The sequence below is a fragment of the Novosphingobium sp. SG751A genome (assembly GCF_013149295.1).
GTDB lineage: Bacteria > Pseudomonadota > Alphaproteobacteria > Sphingomonadales > Sphingomonadaceae > Novosphingobium.
Window position 1 is genome coordinate 82,197 of record NZ_JABGCB010000017.1, and the last position, 25,050, is coordinate 107,246.

The 25,050-nt window shown below is 60.3% G+C and carries 18 protein-coding genes; 7 read left to right on the forward strand and 11 right to left on the reverse strand.

The genetic code is table 11. The features are described 5' to 3' along the window. Window positions 1-123 precede the first annotated feature (123 nt). From carA to greA, 3 genes are all read left to right on the forward strand, one after another. The gene (gene carA, locus FHW96_RS20410; protein WP_172342424.1) at window positions 124-1,290 is read left to right on the forward strand and encodes a glutamine-hydrolyzing carbamoyl-phosphate synthase small subunit; all 1,167 of its coding nucleotides are present in this window, start codon (window positions 124-126) and stop codon (window positions 1,288-1,290) included. After that, entirely contained in the window at window positions 1,290-4,604 is a 3,315-nt protein-coding gene (carB, locus tag FHW96_RS20415) for a carbamoyl-phosphate synthase large subunit (RefSeq protein ID WP_172342425.1), read from the forward strand. The genes carA and carB overlap by 1 nt, the downstream gene beginning before the upstream one ends. 116 nt (window positions 4,605-4,720) lie before the next feature. Further along, on the forward strand, window positions 4,721-5,197 hold the full coding sequence (gene greA / locus FHW96_RS20420; protein WP_168602550.1) for a transcription elongation factor GreA: 477 nt from the start codon (window positions 4,721-4,723) through the stop codon (window positions 5,195-5,197). A gap of 84 nt (window positions 5,198-5,281) precedes the next feature. Here the strand turns inward: greA and FHW96_RS20425 are convergent, their stop codons facing one another. The 4 genes from FHW96_RS20425 to FHW96_RS20440 form a co-directional block, all read right to left on the reverse strand. Further along, window positions 5,282-5,503, reverse strand: coding sequence for a DUF4170 domain-containing protein (locus FHW96_RS20425; RefSeq protein ID WP_172342426.1), 222 nt, complete (start codon window positions 5,501-5,503; stop codon window positions 5,282-5,284). A 119-nt stretch (window positions 5,504-5,622) separates the two neighbouring features. Next, window positions 5,623-5,997, reverse strand: a complete 375-nt coding sequence (locus FHW96_RS20430; RefSeq protein WP_172342427.1) for a hypothetical protein — start codon at window positions 5,995-5,997, stop codon at window positions 5,623-5,625. Beyond that, the gene (locus tag FHW96_RS20435) at window positions 5,994-6,380 is read right to left on the reverse strand and encodes a phage holin family protein (protein ID WP_172342428.1); all 387 of its coding nucleotides are present in this window, start codon (window positions 6,378-6,380) and stop codon (window positions 5,994-5,996) included. Before FHW96_RS20435 ends, FHW96_RS20430 begins: the two co-directional genes overlap by 4 nt. An 80-nt stretch (window positions 6,381-6,460) precedes the next feature. Continuing rightward, window positions 6,461-6,994: a hypothetical protein gene (locus FHW96_RS20440; protein WP_216650982.1), complete on the reverse strand. Its 534-nt coding sequence runs from the start codon at window positions 6,992-6,994 to the stop codon at window positions 6,461-6,463. A gap of 171 nt (window positions 6,995-7,165) precedes the next feature. Here FHW96_RS20440 and eno point away from each other — a divergent pair, with 171 nt between their 5' ends. Next, window positions 7,166-8,452, forward strand: a complete 1,287-nt coding sequence (gene eno, locus FHW96_RS20445) for a phosphopyruvate hydratase (protein WP_172342429.1) — start codon at window positions 7,166-7,168, stop codon at window positions 8,450-8,452. Between the two features lie 77 nt (window positions 8,453-8,529). On the opposite strand, the gene FHW96_RS20450 is transcribed toward eno, so the two are convergent. Next, window positions 8,530-9,057, reverse strand: a complete 528-nt coding sequence (locus FHW96_RS20450; RefSeq protein WP_253951112.1) for a MarR family winged helix-turn-helix transcriptional regulator — start codon at window positions 9,055-9,057, stop codon at window positions 8,530-8,532. A gap of 114 nt (window positions 9,058-9,171) precedes the next feature. Beyond that, complete coding sequence (locus FHW96_RS20455; RefSeq protein WP_172342430.1) at window positions 9,172-9,336, reverse strand: hypothetical protein; 165 nt, start codon at window positions 9,334-9,336, stop codon at window positions 9,172-9,174. A gap of 327 nt (window positions 9,337-9,663) precedes the next feature. On the opposite strand from FHW96_RS20455, the gene FHW96_RS20460 reads away from it, so the two are divergent. After that, complete coding sequence (locus FHW96_RS20460) at window positions 9,664-11,751, forward strand: M13 family metallopeptidase (RefSeq protein WP_172342431.1); 2,088 nt, start codon at window positions 9,664-9,666, stop codon at window positions 11,749-11,751. A 58-nt stretch (window positions 11,752-11,809) separates the two neighbouring features. Here FHW96_RS20460 and ribH read toward each other — a convergent pair whose 3' ends face one another. The 5 genes from ribH to FHW96_RS20485 all read right to left on the reverse strand — a co-directional run bounded on the left by ribH (window position 11,810) and on the right by FHW96_RS20485 (window position 20,181). Then, window positions 11,810-12,232 (reverse strand): 6,7-dimethyl-8-ribityllumazine synthase, encoded by a 423-nt coding sequence (ribH, locus tag FHW96_RS20465; protein WP_168602557.1) that lies wholly within the window; start codon window positions 12,230-12,232, stop codon window positions 11,810-11,812. 14 nt (window positions 12,233-12,246) lie between these two features. Beyond that, window positions 12,247-13,530, reverse strand: a complete 1,284-nt coding sequence (gene ribB / locus FHW96_RS20470; RefSeq protein ID WP_172342432.1) for a 3,4-dihydroxy-2-butanone-4-phosphate synthase — start codon at window positions 13,528-13,530, stop codon at window positions 12,247-12,249. Window positions 13,531-13,573: 43 nt separating this feature from the next. Then, the gene (locus FHW96_RS20475; protein ID WP_172342433.1) at window positions 13,574-14,578 is read right to left on the reverse strand and encodes an acyltransferase; all 1,005 of its coding nucleotides are present in this window, start codon (window positions 14,576-14,578) and stop codon (window positions 13,574-13,576) included. Window positions 14,579-15,432: 854 nt separating this feature from the next. Next, window positions 15,433-16,287, reverse strand: a complete 855-nt coding sequence (locus FHW96_RS20480) for a transposase (protein WP_253951113.1) — start codon at window positions 16,285-16,287, stop codon at window positions 15,433-15,435. Window positions 16,288-16,761: 474 nt separating this feature from the next. Continuing rightward, on the reverse strand, window positions 16,762-20,181 hold the full coding sequence (locus FHW96_RS20485) for a glycosyl hydrolase (RefSeq protein ID WP_172342434.1): 3,420 nt from the start codon (window positions 20,179-20,181) through the stop codon (window positions 16,762-16,764). 943 nt (window positions 20,182-21,124) lie between these two features. Here FHW96_RS20485 and FHW96_RS20490 point away from each other — a divergent pair. Together FHW96_RS20490 and FHW96_RS20495 are read left to right on the forward strand one after the other, a co-directional pair. Beyond that, a complete protein-coding gene (locus FHW96_RS20490; protein WP_172342435.1) occupies window positions 21,125-22,486 on the forward strand; it encodes an MFS transporter in 1,362 nt (453 codons plus the stop codon). A 93-nt stretch (window positions 22,487-22,579) separates the two neighbouring features. Further along, window positions 22,580-25,000, forward strand: a complete 2,421-nt coding sequence (locus tag FHW96_RS20495; protein WP_172342436.1) for a TonB-dependent siderophore receptor — start codon at window positions 22,580-22,582, stop codon at window positions 24,998-25,000. The last annotated feature ends 50 nt before the right edge of the window (window positions 25,001-25,050 follow it).

Sequence of the window (25,050 nt, forward strand, 5' to 3'; positions counted from 1 at the left end):
TCGCGGCTTGGCGCATAACCCTAGCGGGATTTTTCCGGTTTTGATAGGTTGACGGATAAGGGTATGGGGTCTAGCGGGCGGGCCTTAGCACCCATTGTTGAAAACTTCTCACGGAGCGCCCCCATGGCAGACCCCGCCCCTTCGCTTGCGCCTAAACCAGTTGGCGCCACTGCCGTCCTGGTACTGGCCGATGGTTATGTCGCCTGGGGCCGAGGATTTGGCGCGCAAGGCAGCGCCGTAGGTGAAGTGTGTTTCAACACTTCGATCACCGGCTATCAGGAAATCATGACCGATCCCAGCTATGCTGGCCAGATCGTCACCTTTACGTTCCCTCACATCGGCAATGTCGGCGTCAACAATGAAGACAACGAGGCCGCCGTCGATGGCGCCGTTGGCTGCATCGTGCGCGAAGACGTGACCAACCCCTCGAACTTCCGCTCCGAAGGCCGTTTCGACGCCTGGATGAAGGCCAAGGGCAAGATCGGCATCGCCGGGCTCGACACCCGCGCGCTGACCCGCCGCATCCGCCTTTCGGGCGCGCCCAATGCCGTCATCGCCTATAATGAGGCGGGCGAATTCGACATTCCCGCGCTGCTGGCCAAGGCGCAGCAGTGGCCCGGCCTTGAAGGCATGGATCTGGCCAAGATCGTGTCGCGCAAGGCGCAGGAAAACTGGGAAGGCTCGGTCTGGCATCTGGGCAAGGGTTATGGTCGCAGCCCCCACGATCCGCGCCCGCATGTCGTGGCGATGGACTTTGGCGCCAAGGACAACATCTTCCGCAATCTGGTCGCCGCTGGTGCGACCGTGACGGTGGTTCCGGCTGAAACGCCGCTCGATGTCATCCTCGGTCTCAAGCCCGATGGCGTGTTCCTTTCGAACGGCCCCGGCGATCCGGCGGCCACGGGCGTCTATGCCGTGCCGGTCATCAAGGCACTGCTCGATCAGGGCATGCCGATCTTCGGCATCTGCCTTGGCCACCAGATGCTGGCGCTGGCCGCCGGCGCCAAGACCGTCAAGATGCACCAGGGCCATCGCGGCGCGAACCATCCGGTCAAGCGCATGGCCGAAGGTGTGGTCGAGATCACCTCCATGAACCATGGCTTTGCGGTGGATGCGGAAACGCTGCCCGAAGGTGTGGTGGAAACCCACAAGTCGCTGTTTGACGGTTCGAACTGCGGCATCGAGATCACGGGCAAGAAAGCCTTCTCGGTGCAGTATCACCCCGAAGCCTCGCCGGGGCCGATGGACAGCTTTTATCTTTTCACGAAATTCATTGAGAGCATTGCCTGATGCCTAAGCGGACAGACATCTCCTCGATCCTCGTCATTGGCGCGGGGCCCATCATCATCGGTCAGGCTTGCGAGTTTGACTATTCCGGCACGCAGGCGATCAAGGCGCTGAAGGAAGAGGGTTACCGGGTCATCCTGGTCAACTCGAACCCGGCCACGATCATGACCGACCCGGAAATGGCCGATGCGACCTATATCGAGCCGATCACCCCGGCGATGGTCGCCAAGATCATCGAAAAGGAGCGCCCCGATGCGGTGCTGCCCACGATGGGCGGCCAGACCGCGCTCAACACCGCGCTGGCGCTGTTTGAGGACGGCACGCTGGAAAAATACGGCGTGCAGATGATCGGCGCCGACGCCGATGCCATCGACAAGGCCGAAGACCGCCAGCGTTTCCGCGAGGCGATGGACAAGATCGGCCTCGAATCGGCGCGCAGCGGCATGGCCCATACGGTCGAAGAAGCCTTCGCTGTGCTGGAGCGCACCGGTCTGCCCTCGATCATCCGCCCCTCCTTCACGCTGGGCGGCACGGGCGGCGGCATCGCCTATAATAAGGCGGAATTTGAAGCGATCGTGAAGAGCGGTCTGGAGGCCAGCCCCACCACCGAGGTCCTCATCGAGGAATCGCTGCTGGGCTGGAAGGAATATGAGATGGAAGTCGTGCGTGATCGCAACGACAATTCCATCATCATCTGCTCGATCGAAAATATCGATCCGATGGGCGTGCATACGGGCGACTCGATCACCGTTGCGCCCGCGCTGACGCTGACGGATAAAGAATATCAGATCATGCGGACCGCCTCGCTCAACGTGCTGCGCGAGATCGGCGTGGAAACGGGCGGTTCGAACGTTCAGTTCGCGGTCAACCCTGCTGATGGCCGCCTGATCGTGATCGAAATGAACCCGCGCGTGTCGCGCTCTTCGGCGCTGGCGTCGAAGGCCACGGGCTTCCCCATCGCGCGCGTCGCGGCCAAGCTGGCCGTGGGCTACACGCTGGACGAGCTGACCAACGAGATCACGGGCGCCACGCCTGCCTCGTTCGAGCCCAGCATCGACTATGTCGTGACCAAGATCCCGCGCTTTGCCTTTGAAAAGTTCAAGGGCTCCGAGCCGCTGCTCTCCACCGCGATGAAGTCGGTGGGCGAGGTGATGGCGATCGGCCGCAACATCAAGGAATCGATGCAGAAGGCGCTGCGTGGGTTAGAAACGGGCCTCGACGGTTTCAATCGCGTCGATGAACTGGTCGGCGCAAGCCGTGACGAGATCACCGCTGCCCTCTCGCGGGCCACGCCTGACCGTCTGCTGGTGGTGGCGCAGGCCTTCCGCGAAGGCTTCACCGCCGCCGACATCAACCGGATCACGCATTACGATCCGTGGTTCCTGGCCCATATCGAAGAAATCATCGCGGCCGAGGCCGAGGTGGCCAGGAATGGTCTGCCCAACGATGCCGAGGGCCTGCGCCGTCTGAAGGCGATGGGCTTCTCGGACAAGCGTCTGGCCAAGCTGGCGGTGCAGTCCGCTTCGCTGGCGGGCAGCGCCAATATGGCGCGTTCGGGCCTGTTGCATGATGTGGTCGAAGCGATGGTGGGCGCCACCAGCGAAGCCGAAGTGCGCGCGCTGCGTCACCGCCTTGGTGTGCGCCCGGTGTTCAAGCGCATCGACAGCTGCGCGGCCGAGTTCGAGGCGATCACGCCCTATATGTACTCGACCTATGAAGCGCCGATGTTTGGCGAGGCAGAGAACGAGGCCGATCCGTCCGACCGCAAGAAGATCGTGATCCTTGGCGGCGGCCCGAACCGTATCGGTCAGGGCATCGAGTTCGACTATTGCTGCTGCCATGCCTGCTTTGCGCTGGAAGAGGTCGGCTATGAAACGATCATGGTCAACTGCAACCCTGAAACGGTTTCGACCGACTATGACACCTCGGACCGCCTGTATTTCGAGCCGCTGACGGCCGAAGACGTGCTGGAAATCCTGACGGTTGAACAGTCGAAGGGCGAACTGGTCGGCGTGATCGTGCAGTTTGGCGGGCAGACCCCGCTGAAGCTGGCGCAGGCGCTGGAAGATGCCGGCATCCCCATTCTGGGCACCAGCCCGGATGCCATCGACCTTGCCGAAGACCGCGAGCGTTTCGCCGCTCTGGTCGAACAGCTCGGTCTGAAGCAGCCCGCAAACGGCATCGCACGCAGCCGCGACGAGGCGGTCAATGTTGCCAGCCGTATCGGTTATCCGGTGCTGATGCGTCCGTCCTATGTGCTGGGCGGGCGGGCGATGGAGATCGTCGACAGCGTGGCGCAGCTTGATGACTATATCGCCACGGCGGTGCAGGTGTCGGGCGACTCGCCGGTGCTGATCGACCAGTATCTGCGCGATGCGATCGAATGCGATGTCGATGCGCTGTGCGACGGTGAAAAGGTCGTCGTGGCGGGCGTGATGCAGCATATCGAAGAGGCTGGCATCCACTCGGGCGACAGCGCCTGCACCCTGCCGCCCTACAGCCTTTCGGCCGACATCATCGCCGAGATGGAGCGTCAGGCCGAGCTGCTGGCGCTGGCGCTGGGCGTCAAGGGGCTGATGAACATTCAGTTCGCGGTCAAGGATGGCGAGGTTTACCTCATCGAGGTCAACCCGCGCGCCTCGCGCACGGTGCCTTTCGTCGCCAAGGCTATCGGTCAGCCGGTCGCCAAGATCGCCGCGCGCGTGATGGCGGGAGAAAAGCTCGACACGTTCCCGCCGTTCCGCCGCGATCTGCCCTATATGGCGGTCAAGGAAGCGGTGTTCCCGTTTGCGCGCTTCCCCGGCGTCGATCCCGTGCTGAGCCCCGAAATGAAGTCCACCGGCGAGGTCATGGGCCTCGACAAGGATTTCGCCACGGCCTTTGCCAAGAGCCAGCTGGGCGCGGGCGTCAAACTGCCTCAGGAAGGCGTGGTGTTCATTTCGGTCAAGGATACGGACAAGGCGGTCGTGCTGCCTGCCGCGCGCAAGCTGGTCGAACTGGGCTTCAAGCTGATCGCCACGGGCGGGACGCAAAAGTTCCTGGCCGAGGCCGGCGTTGCGGTCGAACTGGTCAACAAGGTGGCCGAAGGGCGCCCGCATATCGTTGACCGAATCATTGATGGCGGCGTGGCCTTGGTGTTCAACACCACCGAGGGCTGGCAGAGCCTGAAGGATTCGCAGAGCATCCGTCAGGCCGCGCTGGGCAACAAGGTACCCTACTTCACCACTGCGGCGGGCAGCGTCGCGGCTGTGGAAGCGATTGGAGCGATGCGTTCGGCCAGTCTTGAAGTGTGCCCGTTGCAAGCCTATTATAGCTGACCGACCACGTCCTTTCCGCAAAAGTTGGAAGGCAAACCCCCGCGTTTTCATCAAAATGCGGGGCGGAGCCTTTGACTGTCCTGGCGGAGGGAAGGGCCATGAAGGAAGTTTCACGGATGGCAAGTATCGAAAAGCTGCCGATGCTGGCGATTGGCTATGAAAAGCTGACGGCCGAGCTGAAGGCGCTGCGGGAAGAGCGCCCCCGGATCGTTGACGCGATCGAGGAAGCGCGCGCGCATGGCGACCTTTCCGAAAATGCGGAATATCACGCCGCCAAGGAGCGTCAGGGGCAGGTTGAAGCCACGATTGCCGATCTTGAAGACAAGATCAGCCGGGCTCAGATCATCGACCCCACCTCGCTTTCGGGCGACCGGATCATTTTTGGCGCCACCGTCACTTTGCTGGACGATGACGACAAGCCGGTGCGTTACCAGATCGTCGGCCCGTATGAGGCGGACGCGAAACTGGGCCGGATCAGCTATGTCTCACCGCTGGGCCGGGCGCTGATCGGCAAGAAGGTCGAGGACGAGATCGAGGTGCGCGTGCCTGCGGGTGAGCGTTTCTATGTGGTGGAAAAGATCGAATTCATCTGATCCGCGTCTGACCGCCCAAATGAAAAGGCCCCGCCAATCAGCGGGGCCTTTTCATTTGGGCCGATGCAAACCGATCAGTGTCGATCAATGCTCGTGGCCGGGTTCCAGCAGCTTGTGCAGGTGAACGACGACATACTTCATCTCGGCATCGTCAACGCTGCGCTGTGCCGCGCCGCGCCATGCTTCCACGGCCGAAGCGTAATCGGGAAACACGCCGACATAATCGAGCGCGCTGAGGTCCACGAAATCGAGGCCCTGCGGGTCACGCACACGACCGCCGATGACGAGGTGGAGAAGTTGGGACATGATGGCTTGTTTCCAGCAAATTGGAGGATTGAGCCTTTGCCATAGCATCGGGCCAAGCCGATCAGCAAGCACCACCAAGGTTGAAATCAAGCATATTCTGATTGCGTTTTGCGCAAGTTTTATACCCCATCGCGCTTTCCGGGCAGGCGGGCGCGGATTTTCGACAGGCCTGATTGCAATCTTTCGCGCGCCTCGGCCCATGCCGGTTTGGCCTTGGGGGCCAGTTCGACCGCCTTGGCAAAGATCTGTTTGCGCGCCAGCCAGAGCATCAGCGCGGTCAAGGTGCCCGCCAGCACACCGCGCTCGTCGGCGGCAATCTCCATCGCCTGCGAGAGTGCCTTGCGTCCCTGCACCTGTATGTCATTGGACAGGCGCCGGCCCAACTCGCCCGGCTCGGCCAGAGCGCGGATGCGGGTGGAGCGACTGAGAAATTCGGCGCGGGCAGCATCGCGCGCGGCGCGCAATTGCGCCAGTTTTTCCTCGGCAGGGCTCATGCCTCATCCTCCGAGGAGGAAAACAGCGCGGTCAGCCTGCGGATGGCGCGCTTGACCTTCATCACGCTCCAGAGCGTGATGAGCAGCAGCAGCGCCGCTACGATCCCCATCGCACCCCACGGCCCCACCACCGAGGCCAGCCCCAGCAGCGAGCCCATGATGACGGCCATCAGCAGGAAAAACACCAGCGCCAGCGCCAGCGCCGCCAGCCCCGCAATGCGCAGCACAAGGCCCACAGCCATTCCGGCGCGCGCCTTTTGATATTCGATCTCGCTGTCAAATGCCGCGCGGGTCGATGTGAAAAGGCCACGAACATCCTCTTCGAGGCTCGGCTCGTCGTTGGGCTCGTCGATCTCGCTGCTGTCTTGCCGATGCTTGGGCATCAGGCCCCCTTCAATGCTTGCGTAAAGGCGCCGGAGCAGCGCATGGCCGCCCCGGCGCCTTCCGCTTCATGCCTTTCGGCTTATGCTTCTTCGTCGCTCTTGCCGCCCAGCAGCTTGGTCAGGGCAAAGCCTACAGCGATCAGAGCGCCGGCGGCGATCACCGGATTTTTCTTCACAAATTCGGTGGCTTCCTTGCCCAGCTCTTCCAGATCCTTGGATTCCAGCTTGGCGCCGGTTTCCTGAAGCGCGCGGGCCGCGCTGCGGGCATAATCGCCATATTTCTCGCCCAGCTTGTCATCGACAAGGCCCGCATTGTCGGCCACGACCTTGCCCAGCGAGGTGATCGCGTCGCTTGCCTTCACCTTGCCGTCGGCGGCCAGATGCAGCGCGCGTTCCTTGGCCTGTTCGCCAATCGCCTTGGCTTCGGCCAGCAATTCGCCGCTTGAAAGCTTTTCGGTATAGGGCGCAGCCTTTTCCTGCAAATCCTTGCCCAGCGCGAGGGCGCCCGCGCGCGCGTCGTCAATCGCCTTGCTGAACTTGGCCTTCACACCGTCGGCCGTTTCGGTAACGGCTTGGGCGGCGTCGGCAACAAGAGCGTTGGTTTCATCGGCCATGGCTTATCATCCTTCTCTTGGGCGGGGCGTAGAGAATCGCGTGATGAATTCGCATCGATTTTCTCGCCTCGCTCCTATCATGCTGCAATGCACCTTGCCTGCCAAGGTTCCGCTGCTAAGGGAATCGTCTTGAGGGCATCTGAAAGGTGTCCGAGAGGAGATGAACACGCCATGACCGCGATTATCGACATCCACGCTCGCGAAATTCTGGACAGCCGTGGCAATCCCACGGTCGAAGTCGATGTGCTGCTCGAAGATGGCAGCTTTGGCCGCGCCGCCGTGCCCTCGGGCGCCAGCACCGGCGCGCATGAGGCGGTTGAACTGCGCGATGGCGACAAGAGCCGCTATCTGGGCAAGGGCGTCACCAAGGCGGTGGAAGCGGTGAATTCCGAAATCCACGAAGCGCTCGTCGGCGTCGATGCCGAAGATCAGCGCGACATCGACCTGGCCATGATCGAACTGGACGGTACGCCCAACAAGGCGCGCATTGGCGCCAACGCCATTCTGGGCGTCTCGCTGGCCACCGCCAAGGCTGCGGCCGATGCGCGCGGCCTGCCGCTTTATTCCTATGTGGGCGGCGTTTCGGCCCATGTTCTGCCCGTGCCGATGATGAACATCATCAACGGCGGCGAACATGCCGACAATCCGATCGACTTCCAGGAATTCATGATCATGCCGGTCGGCGCCGACTCGATTGCCGAGGCGGTCCGCTGGGGTGCGGAAATCTTCCACACGCTGAAAAAGGGCCTGCACGAAAAGGGTCTGGCCACCGCCGTTGGTGACGAAGGCGGCTTTGCCCCCAACATCGCCAGCACGCGCGCCGCGCTCGATTTCGTCTCGACCTCGATCGAAAAGGCCGGGTTCAAGCTGGGCAGCGACATCTTGCTCGCGCTCGACTGCGCCTCGACCGAATTCTTCAAGAACGGCAAGTATGAGATCAGCGGCGAAGGCCTCTCGCTCAGCCCGGTCGAATTTGCTGAATATCTGGCCAAGCTGGCTGCCGACTATCCGATCATCTCGATCGAAGACGGCATGAGCGAAGACGATTTCGAAGGCTGGGCCGCACTCACCAATCTGATCGGCGACAAGGTGCAGCTGGTGGGCGACGATCTGTTCGTGACCAACCCCAAGCGTCTGTCGATGGGCATCGATCAGGGGCTGGCCAACTCGCTGCTGGTGAAGGTCAACCAGATCGGCACGCTTACCGAAACGCTCGAAGCCGTTTCGATGGCGCAGCGCGCGGGCTACACCGCCGTGATGAGCCACCGTTCGGGCGAAACCGAGGACGCGACCATCGCGGACCTCGCCGTTGCCACCAATTGCGGTCAGATCAAGACCGGCTCGCTGGCCCGTTCGGACCGGTTGGCCAAGTATAACCAGCTGATCCGCATTGAGGAACAGCTTGGCGTTGCCGCGCTTTATGCGGGCAAGAGCGCCTTTGGCCGTCTGAAGGTCTAAAAAGCCTTCCGGGCACCGGAACAGGAAAGGGCGGGGGGCTGATGCTCCCCGCCCTTTTGTTTTGCCCTGAAGGTGTCTTAGAGATTGGCGAAATATTCGAGCATCATCGCGCGCGCCTTGGCGGTCAGGCGGACGAAGGAGCGGCGCGCATCGTGATTGTCATCCTCGCGCTCGACCATCCCGCGCAGTTCCAGAACGTTGAGCCAGCGCAGCGCCGTCGTGCTGGGTACGCCCGAGCCGATGCAGGCGCTGGTTACGGCCACGCGCTTGCCGCGCTCTCCGGCTACGAACAGGTCGAGCAGGATGTCCCACGCGGGTTCGCCAAACAGCGTGTCGTCGCCAAACGCCTCGATCCGGCGGCGGCGTTCGCGATAAAGCTGTTGGGCCTGTTCGGCCGGGTCCGATTTCGGCCTTGCTGCGATACCGGCTCCGCCATCTTCGACAGGCACCGCAGGAGGCGCTTTTTCCAGTTCCATGGCGGCATTGAGCAGCGATTGCGCCAATGTGCGCAGGCGTTGATTGACGGGCTGGCTGCCCTCGGGCTCTTTCCAGATTTGAGGAGCCGCCCCGGCCAGAGCGGCAGAATTTCTGTCGGTCCAGTTCATCCCTTGCGATGTCCCCCGTGCTAGCAGCAAAACATGGCAGCAGCAGAAATAGCTACTGGTGTCTGCGTAGTTTAGCTCAAGCAGGGGTGTTGGGAATATTAGGGGTAATACCGATTAATCGCCTTTCGAGTGATTTTCGTCGGAAATGAAGTAATCGCTCAGAGCATGCAAACAAGCGTCCAAGTGTGCAGCTGCGGTAAAGGCATTAATGGCGTCCAGCCGATCAAGTGCGTTGCGCAGGCATTGCATCAGCGCGAGGGTGTCATTCGTCCGGTCCATGCTATCCCTGTTTCTGGACATTGCGCCGCTTTGCCGATTGCTCTGCATCGGGGCATTGTTGGTGGTTGATACTGGCCGATAGGTGGGTGTGGTTCGCATTTGAACAAGGGCCGCTAGGTGATTACCACTATGTAGATCGTCAGATATGTTGGTGTCTTGTGCAGATTCGCCTCATTTGGACTATTCAAACCCGCCGATTGGCCTATCCCCAGCGCCATGACGGCCTTACTGACATCATTGTAACTTGTTGACTGGCTCTGTCTTGCGGGCTCTATGCAGGGACGCCCGACAGGAGGGGTGGCGCTATTATATTGTAAGGACAGGATAATGCCCAAGATTGCAGATTTTCGTCGGGCGCTGGCACTTGGCCTTTGCCCGTTGGCGCTGGCCATGCCGATGATGGCCCATGCGGCGGGGGCGCCCAAGGGGGCTTCGGTGGGGTTGAATGCATCCGGAATGGATCGTTCTGTCCGCCCCGGAGACGATTTTTACCTCTTCGCCAATGGTGTTTGGGCCCGCGAAACCGAAATCCCGGCTGATCGGGCCTCGGTTGGTGGCTTTTATATCGCCGATCAATCGACCGAAAAGCGAATCACCGCGTTGGTGGCCGATGTGGTGGCGGGCCATCCCAAGCCCGGCAGTGATGCCGCGCTGATCCATGACTACTATCGCGCCTATCTGAATACCGGGGCGATCAACGCGGCGGGCATGGCTCCGGTGCAGAGTGATCTGGCCGCATTTGCTGCGATTGCGAACAGGGGCGATCTGGCCCGTGTGCTGGGCGCGCAGGTACGCGCCGACGTAGATCCCCTTAACGCCACCGATTTTCAGACCGAGAACCTTTTCGGCCTGTTCATCACCCAATCCCTTAATGGCACGGCGGTGATGCCCTATGTATTGCAGGGGGGGCTAGGCCTGCCCGAACGCGAATACTATCGTTCGACCGATGCGAAGATGGCCGATATTCGTGCCAAGTACCGCAGCTATATTGCCACGATCCTTGCCGATGCTGGTTTGGCCGCCACTCCGGCCGAAGCGGAAGTGCGCGCGGGCAGGATTTACGAACTGGAAGCAAAAATCGCCGAGGCTCATGAAAGCCGCGAGCAAAGCGAGGACTTTCAGCACGCCAATGCCGAATGGACCCGCGCCGATTTCGCCGCCAAGGCGCCGGGGCTGGACTGGGAGGCTTTCTTCACCGCCGCCGGTCTGGCGCATCAGGAGCGTTTCGCCGCTTTCCACGACCAATCGATCCCCCGCATCGCCGCGTTGGTCGCTTCCGAACCGCTGGATGTGTGGAAGGATTGGCTGGCCTTTCACCAGATCAACCAATATGCCTCGGTCCTGCCTACGAAGATCGACGATGACCGCTTTGCCTTTTACGGCGCCACTCTGCAGGGCGTGAAGGTTCAGCGGACCCGCGAGCGCCGGGCAATTGCAGCGCTCAACGGCGCACTGGGCGATGCGCTGGGGCGGCTCTATGTCGCCAAATATTTCCCTGCCGGCGACAAGGCCCGCATTCAGGGCATGGTGTCGGGCATCAAGGAGGCCTTTGCCACCCGTATCGGACGGCTCGACTGGATGGCGCCCGCCACCAAGAAGGAAGCCATCGCCAAGGTGCGCGGCATTGTCGTGGGCGTGGGCTATCCCGACCATTGGAAGGATTATTCGGCGCTGAAACTCAGCCCCGACAAGGCCTATGCCAATGCCAAGGCGGCGGGACTCAACGAATATCGCCTGCAACTGGCCAAGATCGGCAAGCCCATGGATCGGGGCGAATGGTGGATGAATGCGCAATTGGTCAATGCGGTCAATCTGCCGGTGCAGAACGCGCTGAATTTCCCCGCCGCGATTTTGCAAAAGCCGTTCTATGATCCGGCGGCGGATGCGGCCTTCAACTATGGTGCGATCGGCGCGGTGATCGGCCATGAAATCAGCCATAGCTTTGACAACAATGGCGCGGCCTTCGACGCTTCGGGCCGCCTGCGCGACTGGTGGACACCTGCGGATATGGCGCGGTTCAAACAGGCGGGCAAGGCGCTGGCCGATCAGTTCAGCGCCTATGAGCCGTTCCCCGGCCTGCATGTTCAGGGCGAACTGACGCTGGGCGAGAATATTGCCGATGTGGCGGGGCTGGCGGCGGCGCTCGATGCCTATCACGCCTCGCTCAAGGGCAAGCCCGCGCCCGTCATCAACGGGATGACCGGCGACCAGCGCTTCTTCCTCGCCTTTGCGCAAAGCTGGGCCACCAAGGTGCGCGAGGCGGCGCTGCGCGCCCAGATAGCTACCGATGGCCATGCGCCGGGGCAATATCGCGCGCTGACGGTGCGCAATCTGGATGCATGGTACAAGGCGTTCAATGTGAAGCCGGGCGACAAGCTCTATCTGCCGCCGGCCAAGCGCGTGAAGGTCTGGTAAAAGAAAAGGGCGCGGATGGGATGACCACCGCGCCCTTTTTCATGTCCTGTCCGGCGTTTTACGCGCCAAATTTTTCCTTCAGCGCCAGCAGGGCGAGGGCCGCCTTGGCCGCTTCGCCGCCCTTGTCCTTCTGCTTGGGGTCGGCGCGCACGATGGCCTGCTCTTCGTTTTCGACCGTCAGGATGCCATTGCCGATGGCAATGCCGTCCATGGTCAGCGCCATGATCCCGCGCGCGCTTTCGCCCGCCACGATTTCGAAGTGATAGGTCTCACCCCGGATCACCACGCCGATGGCCACATAGCCTTCATATTCGCCCGAAGCCTCGGCCAGCGAGATGGCGCCCGGAATTTCCAGCGCGCCCGGCACGGTCAGCACATCGACCTTATGCCCCGCCGCCTTCAGCGCGGCCCGCGCGCCTTCGACCAGCATATCGTTGAGGTGGTCATAGAAGCGGGCTTCGACAATCAGAAACTTGGCCATGATAGGTCCTTCAATCAAGCAATGCGGCGTTCTTCGGTGATGGTCAGCCCATAACCTTCCAGCGCGACAAGCGTATGATGCGTATTGGTCAAAAGCACCAGCTCATGGATGCCCAGCTCGGCCAGAACCTGCGCGCCCACGCCGTAATCGCGCAGTTCTTCGAGCGGCTTGGTGTTGCCGTCAATCGCAAGCTGGCGATATTCGAAGGACTTGGACACTTCGGAATGCGGACGGTTGACGAAAACGATCACGCCCGCGCCTTCCTCGCCGATGATTTCCATCGAGCGGTGCAGCAGATTGGCGCGCGGGCTGTCCTCGCCCAGCAAATCGCTGAACATCGAGGTGGAATGCATGCGCACCAGCGTCGGCTTGCTGGGGTCGATACGGCCTTTGAGCAGGACGAGATTTTCCTCACCGGTCGCCTTGTTGGCATAGGCGCGGGCCTGCCATTCGCCGCCGAAACGGCTCTTGAAGGAGGTTTCCGACTTCAGGCTGACCATGCGGTCATGCTTGCGGCGATAGGCGATCAGGTCGCGGATCGTGGCGATCTTGATGCCATGCTGACGGCCAAAGAGCAGCAGGTCGTCCAGACGCGCCATCGTGCCATCATCGCTCATCACCTCGCAGATGACGGCCGAAGGGTTGAGGCCCGCAAGGCGCGAAATATCGACCGCCGCCTCGGTATGGCCGGTGCGCACCAGCACGCCGCCCGGACGCGCGCGCAGAGGGAACACATGGCCGGGGCTGACGATATCGGCCGGGCCCTTGCTGCCGTCGATGGCCACCGAGACGGTGCGCGCGCGGTCGGCGGCGGAAATGCCGGTGCTGATGCCTTCCTTGGCCTCGATCGAAACGGTGAAAGCCGTGCCCAGCGGAGTGCCGTTGCGGCGGCTCATTGGCTCCAGACCAAGCTGGTCCACGCGTTCATGCGAGAGGGCAAGGCAGACAAGGCCGCGGCCATAGGTGGCCATGAAGTTGATGGCGGCAGGGGTGGCCATCTGGGCCGGGATAATCAGATCGCCTTCGTTTTCGCGATCTTCGTCATCGACAAGGATGTACATCCGCCCGTTGCGGGCTTCCTCGATGATTTCCTCGATGCTCACCAGCACCGGGGTCTCGTCGCTTTCGTCAAGGAAACGCTCAAGCTTGCCCAGCGTTTCGGCGGTGGGGTTCCATTCCGCTTCGTTGACATCGCGCAGGGTGTTGGCATGAAGCCCTGCGGCGCGGGCCAGACCGGCGCGGGTCATGCCCCCTTCGTTGACGAGGCGGCGAACGCGATCGATGATGTTCTGTGTCATGAATGTGAGGTAATCACATGGCGCTGTGATTGCAAGAGGGGCATCACATCGCCATCACATTATTTCTTCTTAGTATGCGCCACGTGGATATATGCGCGGCCAAAACCGCCACTAGAACCCCCGCCGCCGCCGCCACGCCCAGCCCGATCCAATAGGTGCCGCCCAATTGCCGGATGCCCTGAAGGATGGGCATTTGCAGGGCGAACAGGGGAAAGGCAATCTGGCCCAGCCACATGGCGGCGCGATGAAACCTGTCCAGTCGCATGGCCCCCGCGATCATCAGCGGGCAGGCCAGCACGACGAAGCCGATGTCGAACCACCACCCCTGCGTCTTCGTCCACCACACCAGCGGCAGCAGCGCAGGCATCAGCGGCAGCGCCACCCACCATGGGATCGGCACCGCGGGCTCTTCCTGCCACCAGCGCGCCAGCACGATGCCCAGCACGTAGGCCGCAAGGCAGCGCAGCACGCCCCAGAAGAAATTGTCGCTCCTGGGCCCCACGTCCAGCCCGTGGAAATGCCACGAGATCCAGCCATCCGCCGCCAACAACCCCGCCGCCAGAGCGATCAGCCACCGCCGCCGCAGCCGCCACAGGCCCAGCACATGCGCGGCATTGCAGGCCAGCTCGCAGGTCATCGTCCATGCCGGAATGTTGAGCGGAAAGGAAAAGGTCCACCACCACACCGGCAGCAGCGCCATATTGGGCAGCGCCGCCAGCAGGAAATTATGCAGATCCGCCGAGCGCAGCCACAGGCGCGGCAGGCCGATCAACCCGCCCAGCGCCATCATCGGCCACAGCCGCCAGAAGCGCCGCCGCAGAAATGACCACGGCGCCGCGCCATGGGCCAGCCTTGGCTCCTGCACCCGCGCCATCAGGAAGCCGGAAAGCATCAGGAAGAAATCGACCCCCAGATAGCCCAGCCCAAACACCCTCTGCCCGCCAAACACCGCCCGCACATGCAGCAGCAGCACACACGAGGCCGCCACCAGCCGCAGCAGTTCGAGGCCCGGCAGGCGCTTTATCGAGGGGGAGGGCATATGGGCCATGGCGCCGCCACTATCGACCATCGCGGCAAATGAAAAGTGATCTGTCGGGAAAGGGTGGTGGACGCACTAGGGCTCGAACCTAGGACCCGCTGATTAAGAGTCCACCATTGTTTTTTGATTTATAAGGAATATCCCTGTAAACCGAGCGGGCAATTGCCACCGGAAACTCAAACTGTCAAGGGAAAATGTAAACTAAAATTGGAGGTGATTTTTCTCCTGCTCACGGGCAGGTGCGTCCTGCCTTCGCACGGAGGTGTCACGTAGCCTGCGCCGCGATCCCACATTTCACTCGGATTTTGAATTTCAGCGACGAGCTAACAATCGATTGTTTTGGGTGCTAGGTTTTGCTGATGAATGGCCATAAAGTGCCGGTACCAAAATTAGCCCGGGGTTTCCTGACCCCACTCTAGCCTTCCGAAAGTTCCAGACATCTGAAACCTTTAGCACTCTCAGATCTTTGCTGCCGAAGGTCAAGATAAAATCGCGATACATGTCATGGTACATGATTTTGTGGGCTCGAAAGCCGCCGAAAACAGTTCATGTCAACTCTATCTGGTCTGTAGGTGCTGCGGGCCTAAGCTCGACTTTGTACGTTTACGCCGCGAAGTATGGCGCCTGCACCATGCGCAAGACGCGAGTTGCCGGAATAAACTGCGGTTCCCGGTTTGGCGGGGAGTATTGATTAATGTCGCCGAGCCAGATTTTGTGGCGGACGGCGCCGATGGCGTCAGTGAAAGTCAGACCGGTTTTTCGATACCATGCGGCTGCGTAAGGGGGCCTGCTGATGGTAAGCAGATCACAGGCCCATAGTGATACGAGACTGCAGAGATCCAGTAGCACCGGGGCGGTTCGGGCTATGGCTTGATCGCTCCACTGGCGCTGTGTCTCGACACCGAGGTGGGCCCGAGTTTCGGCAAACGTGACCTCGATTTGCCAGCGGCGGACGTACAGTGCGATGATGTCGGCAGGTTCAAGTGTGACGTCGGTGCGGAAAAAGCTTGTGGCTCACGTTTCGCATCGGGATCTCGGACAAGGACCCATCGAACCGGCATCACTGGGGTACCTGGTCTGTACCACAAGGCAGTGTCGGATGTGATATCGAGCGTTTTGCCGCCAGCATGGCCGTCCCGCGCGGAGACGACAATACTGGTCCAGCTTATCGCTGGGTCGGACGGCAGGGTCTTGAGCTTTGGCAGCGCGGGACCTTTTTGCACGGGCCGTCCCATTGTACGCGATGTTCGTTTCGCGGGCGGCGCAAACAGGCTGGCATCCAACCGCAGCCGGCTGATAAGCGTGGCTCGTCGCGTGATGGCGTGAGCCAGTTCGTGTACGGCAAAGCTGCTGTCGCCGATGAAGATGATCCGTCGCCCTGGCAGCCAGCGAGACAGTTGAAGAGCGCCTTGCCGTGCCCAGTCTGTCAGCAACTTGTGACGACAGCCGCGTTGAAGGTTGGATCGCTCCGAAGGGGCAAACGGGGTCAGGACCGGTAAAGCCTTGATCAGGCGGGGCCACGGCACCGGGGGGAGCACCATGAAGCTCAACCAGCGCAGCCTGCTGGCCTTGACGAAGTGACCGTGAGTGGAACGCACCGGGTCCCGATAGATACCACGCGCGCTGATCCGGCGACCCCAGCGGCGCTTGATGGTGTCATCCAGACCGATGACAACAGGCCCATCGGGCACAAACCGTTCGACCACGATGGCCGGCAATCGTCTGGCGACAGCACGCGAACTCCAACGAGCGCGGTTGAGATTTGATGGAAAGCTGCAAAGTTGGCAGCTTCGGCTCGGCCGGTCATGCGCAGGCAGGAACTGCCAGTCCGCTTGCCCGGTGCCAGCAGGGCTCCCATCACCAGGACGAGGACATGCTCCCAGCTGGGCGCAGTGAAGCATGGGCGCCATGCTTGCAGCCACTGGCGGTGGCGTTGGCTGGTACGAAGACAAAGGCGCATACCACCGTATCTGCCGGCAACCGAGGCACCGATCGCGCGTCTCAAGCCAACCGGCACAGGTGAGGAGTTCCGGATCGCCTACTGCTCACATCGGCGGAAATGGGAAGACATCGACGACATGGGTGGTGGCATCCTACCGCTTGATCAGGCTCTCGAACACGTTGCAATCAACAGCATCTTCTGGATCTGGGCCTGATCAAAATCGTACAAAGTCGAGCTCAAGACACAATTTCTATTGTATAAATGTCGATTGCGCCTTTGTTACATCGGAAGAGCTTGGAGAATCTGCTTCCAAAGTGACCGGCCCAATCAAACCCGAGGGTTTTAATGGCGCATCGGGCCTGTAGGTCGATGTCGCGGTCCATGTGATCTTTTGCGCACCGGGCTGGGCATCGCCAATCAGGCGGTTCACCCACAGATTGGCGACTTTGACCTCGATGCTGTTCTGACCCTTGTGAACAAGCTTGCCAAGCTCGACACGGTATGGCTCATGCCACACGCTTCCTGCCGGCTGCCCGTTGATTTTGACCTCGGCAATTTCCGATACCTTGCCCAGATCCAGCCAAAGAGCGGCACCTGCCTCGATGCTTTTGGGCAGGGTAAAGGTGTTGCGATAGGTCGCTTCTCCCGAAAAATACTTCACCCCCTTATCGGGATGGTCGGACAAGGAATGGAGCGTTTCCAGGCGAATGGCCGCTGGAGCACCGCGTCCGGGCTGAAACTGCACGGTCCATGGTCCCATAAGAGTTGCTACCTTCTGCAGGAGCGGTCTGGACAGGGCAAGTTGGGGTTGACGCGCCGGTTTGCGGAACACCACGAAGACGGACTCTTCAGCCGCCAGGTCAAGAGGCACGACAGTTTCATCGCCTTCGATAGTGTAGCCGACCGGTTCGATGCGGCCTGTGTCTGCATGCCAAAGTTCGGGTAACTTGCCGGCAATTCTGAACCGGGCAGAGAAATGTTCCGGGCGATTCTTTCGGTTGACCAGAAACCACAGGTCGCCTTCGGGGAGCGCGCGGTGAACGAATGGGATTTCGGCGTCAGGCGCTGCATCCTCCACCTTGAAGTCGGGTTTCACCCCCATGCGCTCAAGCGCATCGTCCAGGTTTTGCATGGCGATCACGCGCCCCGCGCCAACCTTGGTAATTTGGCCGTCACCCCACATACGAGCGATCAGCGCCGAAAAGGCCTTTGGATCATCCTCAAGCGAAGGCGACGTGGTTGGCGCCATGCCGATGATGGTCGCCCCGGCGTCGGCCAGTTCGGCTATCCGTCGCAAAGTGGCAATGGTCATCTTCTGGCTCGACCCGCCCAGATAAAGTGCTTTGTATCTCGCGCCGCCACTGCTGACGAGTTCGCCGCCTTCAGCCTTGACGGCTGTGAAAAGGCTGTCCCTGTTCAGGAAGTCAAACGCATGGTATTTCGGCGCTTCTTGAGTGGCTGGCTGGCCATAGAGCGCCGTGAGCGGGCCTTCCTCACCATAAAACACCGCAACGTCGGCAACATTTCGCCCGCTCTGAAGAAGCAGCGAGCTGCGGGCGATATAATCGATCCATGGCCGGGCCATTTCGCCCCAGGCTTCGTGTCGATTGAAGTATTGCCCGAAAATCAAAAGCGACAGTCCGGGTATTCGGTCATCCACGGGCTGGTGCACCGATGTATGAATAACCGGCCGGTTCACGCCGTTCACGAATTCGAGGTCAACAATTCGTCGAAGGTCGTTGGGGGCATTGAACCATGGCGCTGATGCTGATGTCATGGATTCTGCGGCGACGAGATTCCTGCCCAACACATGCGCCACCGAAGCTGCACCCCGGATATCGGCGATGTGGCTCAGATTGGGCCCCTGCTGCCGTCCGAAGGTCCACAACGCTGCCATCGGTATGTCGGCGTGGCTGCGCATGGCCATGTCATCACCCAGCGATGGCCGGTCAAGTTCCAGCGCCTCGCCATAGACTTTCAAGCCTTGTTCGTGGGCCACCTTGGCGATCGTGCCGTAATGCTCGGATGCCATCAGGTCGGCCAGCGTCTGGCGATAGTCCCACAGGAAGCGATCGGATTGCTCCCGCGTTCCGACCAGCACCCCGCTGAGAGTGGGAAACCATGGGGTCGGATCATAGCCACGCAATTGCTTGAAGCGGCTGACCATTTGCGGCGTCCAATTGGCCGCGCCCACCTCGATGGAATCGGTTACCAAAGCGCGCAAGCCGTGTTCTCCGAACAGGGCAGGGCCGGTAGCCTCGCGATACATCGCCAGATAATGTTCGAGATAGCGCCGGACCGCCGAAGCGTCGAACTTGTCCACCTCAAGGCCGGTCGCCTCGGCTGCCGCAGGGCTGTTTGTCGTGCCCACAAGGGATGAACCGAAGCGCAAAATTTTCCAATGAGAGCCCTTAGGCGGCACCCAATCGAGCGATCCGTCCGCTTTCATCCGGGACGTGAGGTCGATAGTCCGGGTTGGCGCCGGGCCGACGGCCGAAGGATCGGGAAGGCCAAGCGCAAAGTAGTGGCGCTCGATGGCAAATCCGGCCTTGGCTTCAAATTGATCCACTTTCGCTTGCGACGAAAGCACGAACTGGCGCAGGTCAATCGGCTTGGGGATTTGGGCGGATCCGCTTGGGCTGCTGGAGGCAAGCCCGGGCACAGGCTGTCTTGGGTTGGAGGCTTGGGAAACAAGCGAGATTATGGTCAGGCGAAAGTGCGCTGCGGTTGTTTCGGGGAAGCTGATGGTCGTGGGCGCCTGATTCATGGCAAACATGCCGATCTGGCGCCAATTCTTGCCATCGCCGCTGGCTTCAAGTGTTGCCTCATAGCTTGGCGAGGCGTGCATGGCCTTGGCTCCGGCAATGAACAAGGTAGCAGACCGGATAGGCTGCGGCGCTGCAAAGTTGGCTGTCACAATGACCGGCATGCCCGGAAGGCCGCCGGGCAGCGAAACCCCGCTGCGCAAGTTGTGGTCGGAAAGCGCGGCTGCATCCAAGGGGGCGCCGTTCAACTCATAACGAGGTCTTGCCCCGTCATCGGGCGCGCAGGGAACCGCAAGGACTGCGAAATCGGAATAGAGTTCGGGCACAACATAGGTTGGAGCTGTTTTTAAAATGGGAATCCCTGCGGCGACGGGAAGGTCGAGATAGGTTCCCGAGTTATGAGGGGGGGAGGGAAGTTGACCGGTGAAACGTTTGCCCCCCTTTACGATCAGTTCGCTCCAGACCACCTTCTTTAACGCATCTTTGGGCTTGACCCATGGCCCGCCGGTTTCGGACCATCCCGGAGAGGCCGCGATTGCCAATTCAAGATCCAGCCTTTCGGCTTCTGATGTTGCAAAACGAAAGGCATCCTTCCAGCCCGGCGTCATGAAGGGCAGGCGATTTGGAACGATAGTTGGCGTCGCAAGCCCCACGTCAAAGTTTTGAACTCCACCGATGCCCACCCGTTTCATCCAGGCGAGGTCCTTGGCGATGCCGTCCTTGGTGATGTTGCCGTTCATCCAGTGCCACCACACGCGCGGGCGGGCCGCCTGCGGGGGCTCTTGAAATTGCTGGTCAAGACTGGGCTGCGTTGCGGCAGGTGGGGCTGTTGGCTCGGTCGCTGCCGCCAAAGGCGCTGCAGAGGCCAGCAGTGTGACGGCGAGCAGCGAGCGATTGAAGATCATGTGTACGTTCTTCCCGTGCAGCAGACTTGAAATATGAAAGGATAATCTTGCGCGTCGAATGGAGGGGTATCTGGCTCCGACTTACGCGCATGCGCCATCGGTTAGAGTGTGCCCCGTTCTTGCCAAGCCGTACCGGCGTAAATCGTACTTTCCGACCTCTCACTTGCCTGGTTTTGTCTGCCTTGCGCTCATGTTGTGATTGAAAATGATTGCAAGAGAGTGATTGTGCCCACTTTAGCAAATATGGACTGGCGGTCAATCAGGCGCATATAGATTTAATAGGTCGACAAACAAAGATGGTGGCGATCCGGCGGGATGTACTCGTTCGTGCGTTTTAATCGCGCAAGAGGTGTTATCAGGCTGATTGGAGGAGGGCGGGCGGGGCAGGGGAATGGGTTCGCGCCCTAGGAGGTGATATAATAAATAGCAAAAAAACAAAACAATAGGTCTAAATTGATGAAGGTGTGCAGGCATAGCTCCATGCGATCAGGCTACGCAGTGATCTAACTCTCAAAAGGAGAGGGGTGGCACGATGGCAGAGCTCCTGATGGGTGGAGCCCACATGTATTGCGGCGATGGCAGTAGGTCGGACGACAAAAATTTTAGTTTGCCATAAAACCAAAATAGTGCATAAACGCTCAGAATCGCTGATCACAGAATCTGCGATGGGGAGATGGAGCGGTCCAATTCTATCTGGGCGGTCGTTTGCCGAAAGGCAGTCGGATTTAGGTCGCCCTGCAGAAAATGTGACGAGATGGGAGGCGTTTATGAGAGTAATGGCCATCGGCTATGGTGCAGTTTGCGCCGTTAGCGCCCGGACGGTGTTCGGCATGCGGCCTCAAGGGGACGTCTTCAAAAGCCATGTTGCCGGAGCTTTCACGCATCCCTTCCATTTGCTGGAGGACGGCTTGCGCTCGACTGTTGTCGGCGTGCCGTTGGACTGATGGCCGTGTCGCAAGAAAATCCGCAGAATCAGGGCGCCATGAGCTCGATCATCGACGACAACGCTTGGGGCCTTTCGCAAAAACTGTTGCTGGCGCTGGTCTCGCTGGCGATCCTGATGGATGGTTTTGACAATCAGGCTCTTGGCTTTGCCCTTCCCGGATTGATGAGGGATTGGGGCGTGACCAAATCCGCGCTGGGGGGCGCTTTGGCCGCTGCACAATTGGGCATGCTGATCGGTGCGATCGGCGGCGGGGTGCTTGGCGACCGCATGGGGCGCAAGATGGCATTGGTCATCAGCGTTGTGATGTTTGGTGCGGCGACATTGCTGATCGGATTTGTCGGGTCGCCTTCTCAGCTTGCCGCTTTGCGCTTCGTCGCGGGCATCGGTTTGGGGGCAACATTTCCCAACGCCGCCGCATTGGTTGCTGAATTTACGCCTGCCCGGCATCGCAGTCTGGCGGTGATCATTTCCATCGTCTGTGTGCCCTTGGGCGGCGTCTTGGGCGGTGTGGGCGCATCCTTCATCCTGCCCACAACGGGATGGCAGGCGCTGTTTTTCATCGCTGGCGGATGCACGCTGGCGTTGGCTGTTTTTCTGATCCTGCTTGTGCCGGAATCTGTAGCTTTTCTTTTGTGTTCCGGGGCGAGTGATGATCGGATTCAGAACAGCTTGCGCAGGATGGGGGTGCACATGGACATCCATGCACTCATGCAGTCCGCGTCGGACTCGAAGGTCCAGCAACTTCCGCTCTCGGCTATCATTGCGCCTACATGGCTGAGGGACAGCTTGTTGATTTGGTCTGCGTTCTTCTTCGCGCTGGTTTCGGTTTACGCGGCATTCAACTGGCTCCCCGTTCTGCTGACCGAGAGTGGCCTTGACATTGCTCAGGCAGCCCGGGGTCTGGCGGCCTTCAACATGGGCGGTGTCGTCGTTGCGCTGACGGCCGGCACGATGATCGGACGTTTCGGTTCGCGGTGGGTTATGGTGGTGATGTCACTTGTGGCGTCAGCGGCCGCTCTGGCGTTGGCTACGTTATCCCATCGCGAACTTCCATTGGTCGGCATGTTCCTGTTGATTGCTGTTGAAGGCGGCTGCGTCAATGGCGTTCAGAGCAGCCTGTATGCGCTTGCCTCCAGCATTTATCCGGCTCCTTTGCGAGCCAGGGGTGTGGGCATGGCGACCGGCGTAGGACGCCTTGGTGCCATCGCCAGCGTGCTCTTTGGCGCAATGGTGGCGGGCGCTTGGGGGTTAGCGGGCTTCCACAGCTCTATCGCGGTGGCAATGGTCATAGTTGCGGTCGCGCTATTTCTTATGATGCGACATGTTCCTTGCCGAGCCAGCAATAATCAGACGATCTGACTTATTTTTAATAACCTTAAAATATTTCAAGGAGGAGGGTTAAATGAATAAAATTTCCAATTCTGTATTTTTTGCTCCATTTCTTTTTTCGCTTTGAGCGGAGCAGTATTCGCACAGGAGCAAGCCGCGACTGTCTCGGACAATGTGTCAGCGGCCGAAATTATCGTAACAGGTACCAGCATTCGCGGCGTTGCGCCGACCGGTTCGCCGATCCTCTCGGTAGGCGCTGACGATATCAAGAAGTCCAACGCCAGCAGCCTGTCGGATGTGCTGGCCAAGGTGCCGCAGGTTGCACAATTTGGCACGATCCCTACCGGCTCGCCCACCTTTGGTTCGATTGTTGCGGCGACCTCTTTGCGCCCCAACCTTGGCAATAACGCCACGCTGCTGCTGATCAACGGCCACCGTGTGGTGCCGAGCGGGATTCTGACCGGCATCGTGGATGCCTCGATCATCACGCCTGGAGCCATTGACCGGGTTGAAATCATTCCCGATGGCGCGTCCTCGATCTATGGGTCGGACGCGGTCGCCGGTGTGATCAACTTTATCACGCGCAAGAAGGGTGATGGGATGGAAACATCCGCTCGCTATACAACCGCGAGCAAGTTCAACACCTTTGACCTGAGCCAGCGTATCGGGACGAGTTGGTCGTCCGGTTCTTTCGTTGTTGCGGCATCATACACCGAAAGCTCGCGCCTGCGCGGCAGCGACCGCGACTATTACAACGCGCTGAACACCAACAATAACAGCAGCCAGTGTGGCATCGCGCAATTTGGTGCGGCCCCGCTTTGCGACACCACCAATCTGGCCGACATTCAGCCTCGCAAGCGTCGTGGCAGCATTTTCGCGACTCTGCGTCAGGACCTGGCGCCGACGGTCGAATTGTGGAGCGATCTGCTCTATTCAAAGGAAACCCGCGACTCGCAGGAATTCCAGCCCAGCCTCTCATTCCCCATGGCGGCTGCCAATCCCTACAACACTTCGGGTGTGACTCAAACGCTGGCCTATCGCCCCACCACCGAATTCGGTGACGGTCTCCAGCGCCATGTCTCGATGGAGGCTATGCAGGCCAGCGTCGGTCTGAACGCGAAACTGCCGCGTGATTTCGGGCTTAACATGTTCGCTACCGCAGGTCAGACAAACAACAACGCTTTTGGGCAGTCGCTGGATAATGTTGCCTATCGCAACGCTCTGGCCGCAACCACGACGGCGACCGCGTTTGACCCGTTCGGTCACCGCACTTCCTCGGCGGTTCTGTCTCAGATTGCTGACGGCAACGAGGTCGTGCATTCCAGACAGCGCCTCTATGAGATCGGTGCCAAGGTCGATGGCCCGCTCTTTGGCCTTCCGGGCGGTGATGTCCGCGTAGCTGTCGGCACCGATTTTATCTGGCAATCACAGGTCGGCTCGCGCCGGGTGGGTTCGCCCAACAGCGTTCTGGATTCGACCGGCACACTGACCGGCTATCTGTCGCGGGGCGATGGATCGGCGTCGCGCAACATCAAGTCGGCTTACGCGGAATTGTTCGTGCCTGTCGTGGGCTCCGGCAACGAATTCGCGCTCGCCAAGAAGCTCTCGCTTTCCCTTGCCGCACGTGTTGATGATTATTCGGACGTTGGCAGCACCTTCAACCCCAAGATTGGCGCGGACTGGAAGCCCGTCGATGCCATTCGCATCTTTGGTAACTACAGCACGGCATTTCAGGCCCCGTCGCTGGGTGACACGACCTCCGGTGCTGTCGATACCCGCCTTCAGTTGAGCAGTGCGGGCTCGCCCAACTTCCCGCCGTCGGGCAATCCGACCCTCAATCAGTATACTTCGCTTCCGGGGTTGATCGTGGCGGGCGGTTCGCCCAATCTGCGGCCGCAGACCTCCAAGAACTACTCGTTCGGGTTCGATTTCAAGCCCCAGGCCTGGAGCGGCTTCAAGGCGTCGGCGACATATTATCATGTCGACTTCAAGGACTTCATCGGCATTCCGTTCAACGGTCCGGGATCGACTTTCTCCAACCCCGCTTTCGCGCAATATGGCATTCTTGCTCCCATAGTCGGCGGCGTAATTCAGCCGTTCACGCCCAGCTCGCCGGAGGTGACCAAGTACAGCTCGGTTCTGGCGGTCGATGGCGGGATTATCCCCTCGCAGGTCTACTGGATCGCCGTGCTTCAGCGCGTGAACGTATCGCGCAAGATCCAGAGCGGGATTGATTATGATGTCTCCAAGCCGTTCGCCCTTGGGAAGGGGACCCTGACGGTTCGCGCCGCCGGCACTTACATCCTGACCGACAAGCTGCAGGGCGCTGCCGGTGCACCGATCACCGACATCGTCGCCACGGATTCGCGTAGCCGTTTCATGGGCTCGGTGGATTACGACACGGATCGTTTCACGCTCGGTGCGACCGTGATGGATCTGTCCGGTTTCTACACCACTATCGCCCAGACGGCGTATGTGTCGCATTTTGCGACCGTGAACCGTAAGCGCGCAAAGCCCTGCACCTGTTCACTGATATCGTCATGATTGATTGTGTCCACGAGGAGATCGTGGACACAATGGCATTGGATGACGGG

Bases quoted from the DNA above. Each gene is read 5' to 3' on its own strand.
- ribH (WP_168602557.1), bottom strand. From the start codon at position 12,232: ATGGCCAAGTTTCTGATTGTCGAAGCCCGCTTCTATGACCACCTCAAC.
- FHW96_RS20450 (WP_253951112.1), bottom strand. From the start codon at position 9,057: ATGAACTGGACCGACAGAAATTCTGCCGCTCTGGCCGGGGCGGCTCCT.
- FHW96_RS20440 (WP_216650982.1), bottom strand. From the start codon at position 6,994: ATGGCCGATGAAACCAACGCTCTTGTTGCCGACGCCGCCCAAGCCGTT.
- FHW96_RS20460 (WP_172342431.1), top strand. From the start codon at position 9,664: ATGCCCAAGATTGCAGATTTTCGTCGGGCGCTGGCACTTGGCCTTTGC.
- eno (WP_172342429.1), top strand. From the start codon at position 7,166: ATGACCGCGATTATCGACATCCACGCTCGCGAAATTCTGGACAGCCGT.
- FHW96_RS20430 (WP_172342427.1), bottom strand. From the start codon at position 5,997: ATGAGCCCTGCCGAGGAAAAACTGGCGCAATTGCGCGCCGCGCGCGAT.
- greA (WP_168602550.1), top strand. From the start codon at position 4,721: ATGGCAAGTATCGAAAAGCTGCCGATGCTGGCGATTGGCTATGAAAAG.
- carB (WP_172342425.1), top strand. From the start codon at position 1,290: ATGCCTAAGCGGACAGACATCTCCTCGATCCTCGTCATTGGCGCGGGG.
- FHW96_RS20490 (WP_172342435.1), top strand. From the start codon at position 21,125: ATGGCCGTGTCGCAAGAAAATCCGCAGAATCAGGGCGCCATGAGCTCG.
- FHW96_RS20435 (WP_172342428.1), bottom strand. From the start codon at position 6,380: ATGCCCAAGCATCGGCAAGACAGCAGCGAGATCGACGAGCCCAACGAC.
- FHW96_RS20455 (WP_172342430.1), bottom strand. From the start codon at position 9,336: ATGGACCGGACGAATGACACCCTCGCGCTGATGCAATGCCTGCGCAAC.
- FHW96_RS20425 (WP_172342426.1), bottom strand. From the start codon at position 5,503: ATGTCCCAACTTCTCCACCTCGTCATCGGCGGTCGTGTGCGTGACCCG.
- FHW96_RS20475 (WP_172342433.1), bottom strand. From the start codon at position 14,578: ATGGCCCATATGCCCTCCCCCTCGATAAAGCGCCTGCCGGGCCTCGAA.
- ribB (WP_172342432.1), bottom strand. From the start codon at position 13,530: ATGACACAGAACATCATCGATCGCGTTCGCCGCCTCGTCAACGAAGGG.
- carA (WP_172342424.1), top strand. From the start codon at position 124: ATGGCAGACCCCGCCCCTTCGCTTGCGCCTAAACCAGTTGGCGCCACT.
- FHW96_RS20485 (WP_172342434.1), bottom strand. From the start codon at position 20,181: ATGATCTTCAATCGCTCGCTGCTCGCCGTCACACTGCTGGCCTCTGCA.